This window comes from Bathymodiolus platifrons methanotrophic gill symbiont (genome assembly GCF_002189065.1).
Taxonomy (GTDB): Bacteria; Pseudomonadota; Gammaproteobacteria; order Methylococcales; family Methylomonadaceae; genus Methyloprofundus.
This window is the reverse complement of the sequence record NZ_BDMN01000344.1, coordinates 1-2,707: the sequence shown is the minus strand read 5'-3', so window position 1 is coordinate 2,707 and position 2,707 is coordinate 1. Positions and strand designations below refer to the sequence as shown.

General features: G+C 38.4%; 5 protein-coding genes. 4 read left to right on the top strand and 1 reads right to left on the bottom strand.

The features are described 5' to 3' along the window. Positions 1 to 122: 122 nt before the first annotated feature. The 4 genes from CDZ78_RS17230 (at position 123) to CDZ78_RS17215 (ending at position 2,538) form a co-directional block, all read left to right on the top strand. The gene (locus CDZ78_RS17230; protein ID WP_140414158.1) at positions 123 to 428 is read left to right on the top strand and encodes a hypothetical protein; all 306 of its coding nucleotides are present in this window, start codon (positions 123 to 125) and stop codon (positions 426 to 428) included. Further along, positions 418 to 855 carry a hypothetical protein gene (locus CDZ78_RS17225; protein WP_087871092.1) on the top strand — a complete coding sequence of 146 codons (438 nt, stop codon included), beginning with the start codon at positions 418 to 420 and terminating at the stop codon, positions 853 to 855. Before CDZ78_RS17230 ends, CDZ78_RS17225 begins: the two co-directional genes overlap by 11 nt. Positions 856 to 1,835: 980 nt before the next feature. Further along, positions 1,836 to 2,024 (top strand): hypothetical protein, encoded by a 189-nt coding sequence (locus tag CDZ78_RS17220; RefSeq protein ID WP_087871091.1) that lies wholly within the window; start codon positions 1,836 to 1,838, stop codon positions 2,022 to 2,024. Further along, positions 2,011 to 2,538, top strand: a complete 528-nt coding sequence (locus tag CDZ78_RS17215; protein ID WP_087871090.1) for a hypothetical protein — start codon at positions 2,011 to 2,013, stop codon at positions 2,536 to 2,538. Before CDZ78_RS17220 ends, CDZ78_RS17215 begins: the two co-directional genes overlap by 14 nt. Here CDZ78_RS17215 and CDZ78_RS17210 read toward each other — a convergent pair. Beyond that, positions 2,517 to 2,707, bottom strand: a 191-nt coding sequence (locus CDZ78_RS17210; RefSeq protein ID WP_140414072.1) for a transposase, incomplete at its 5' end; no start/stop codon positions are given. The genes CDZ78_RS17215 and CDZ78_RS17210 overlap by 22 nt on opposite strands.

Here is a 2,707-nt window from a genome sequence, read left to right as displayed (position 1 = left end):
TTTTAGTCACCTCTATACTCTCATGCTAAGAGTTTATAGTCAAGATTTAGAATCATAAATTTGTAATTTCATAAACCTTTTGGATTACAGTAATTTGAGCGCGGAATAAATCTTTAGTTACTTTGTTATTTAAGCGAATGCCATTGGGTGGTGGAGCCCCGCGTCAAGGCTGGTTAAATGCCTATGAAGGCGTATTCTACAGGCTCAGTCTTGGCATTTTTGGCTGGAAACATCATAGTAATAGTACCGATAGTTACACAGGCACTTTAGAGACCTTTACGCCGATAAATTCACGTTTCGAAGTCAGGACAGATATTCCCGTATCCTCTAATAGTGAAGATACAAACTTCGGGGATTTCCGAATCCAGGCGCGTATCATGCTATCAGAATCACGTAACTTCACTCAAACATTGAACATTGAACATTGACTTTCGTACTCCAACCGGTAACGCAATACACGGCGATGATGTAGCAGCTATCATTCCGCAATACCAATTCTGGGCGAACTGGTGGAAAGGCCTGCTTGTACGAGGTGGTGCTGGGTTCACAATTCCTTATGCCGGTGAAATAAGCAAGGCAGGCGCACGATCTACCTTTGATGCCAACGTATCCGTTGGTTACTATATGACTCCTCATGATATGACCCCCTTTGGTGATATGGTCTGGTACCTGGCAACAAATGTAAATCAGGCGATTGATAACCGTGCCGACGGCGGAGATACAACCGTTTCATTGTCACCTGGCTTTCGTACTCATCTGGGCATGGACTGGTATATGTTAGGAACAGTTGAAGTCCCCGTTACTAGCTCTATTTATGATTATCAAGTCATGTTTGCTTTTATGAAAGTTTATTAGAAAGCTTGAATAAAATAGAACTCATTTTTTAGAGGTAACCCCATATTAAGGAATACGGATTTAATAAAACCTTAAAGCTTTCTGCTGTAGCACTGCCAGTCTTCGAAGGACTGGCAGTTCTTACGGATATTATTGAATTCTGATTCCTAAGGCAACTCGCAACAAATAACCCACCCATCTTGCTTGTCTTTTTGCCTGTCTTCTGCGTTGAAGAAATAGTTACATAGCCAGCTATGCGCCTATTTCTACGCCTTGAAGACAAACAAAAATCCTGCGCAATATAAGGTAGATTATTTATTGCGCGTTACCTAAGCACTTATAAAAGTCATCACTAATAGATTTAAGGTCTGTTTCCCAGCTTATTGTTGGGGAGGTTTTAAGCTGGATATGCCGTGATTTAATCATTCAGTTATTTTAACCATGAAGTACATAAACTGAAGTTTCCCAATAATTATTTATGGTAAAATTGAAACTATGCTACAACTATATGAAAAAAATAGTCTTTTCATTCGTTTCAAATGCTATTGCCTAAGGGGAATTAAGTAGGGGGTTGCTATAAACATGGCAAAACCACCTAAAATAAACCTCGATACACCAGCATTGTGTATTTCAGCTACTCAATAATTGGGAAACTTCAGTACATAAAGACAGTGAAGCAAAAAGACACTTCTGCCTTTTCTTCAAGTTCTTTCATGATAAAACAATTAAAGCGCACCCTCGTGCAAATAGAATCATATTGTTCTTGTGATTCAAGCGGCGAATAAAGAGTGTCCATTTAAATTAAAACAATGATAAGCCAAGAAGTAACCATACAGTCCCCCTCCTTAACAAGGAGGGGTTAGGGGAGGTTTTATTAAAAATAATTTTGCTTTGCAATATACGTTAGGCACTGAAAATAAAAAACAGCAAAGCTTTTCCAAATAGAAGTGAGCTGCTCACTTTAGGTATCTCAGCAGGTATTCAAAACTAAGCTGAAATAATTGATTTTCTGGTGGATAATATCAGCAATTATTATTGCAGGGTCAGCAGAAATCAGATTAATGGATGGTTTACGGGCTTCTATTGAGAACTCTTTAGCGGTTGCTAATTCTAAAGGGGCTGTCTTAAAAAAATATCGCCATTTAAAGAAAACATGTGTAAGAACCAATAAAGCCTATGAATTCGTCTAATATTAAATACAAACTCAATTCTATAGATAAAACACAAATAACAGCGGCTGCCCGTAGGGCATTAATGGCAGCGGATTCAAATTACCACGCATGGCCTGCACAGCAGCAAGAAAATTTCCGGGCAACGATGGATAAAAAGGTCCGCAATAGAGTGGAGCGTGTGCTACTGGATAGTTTGCTAGATATTCAATGTAGTATAGATGATGTAGATAAGGCCTGGAGTGATGCTCCCCAGTCTAAACTGAATATTCTTAACTGGGCTCTCTTGCTTACCAAAGGGATTGGAAAAGACTTTATTTTTCTCAACGAAATGTTGGCCGATAACAAAAGCTTGCTGGATTTTACTACATTATATGATTATAACTATGCTGATTATTTGTTTCAGGAGCAAGCGAATAAAAAGGAATTTTCTGATTATGAGGGTATGGATTATTGCGCATACAAACATCCCTCATGGGTGAGGCTATTGATTGATGGTGACTTTTATTGGCTCTATGTGAAATACAGTGGGTAGTCGAATTTTAACTTACCACAAAGAAAGTAAATCATATTGATAAAATTATTAATATTGCGATAACCTCTTGCTCGTCGTTTGGCCAGTTGGACCTTGCTATTAATTCCCTCAAGAATTCCATTTGTAATCTTTGTTTCAACGAAATGAATAATGCCAGACCAATGGCTCC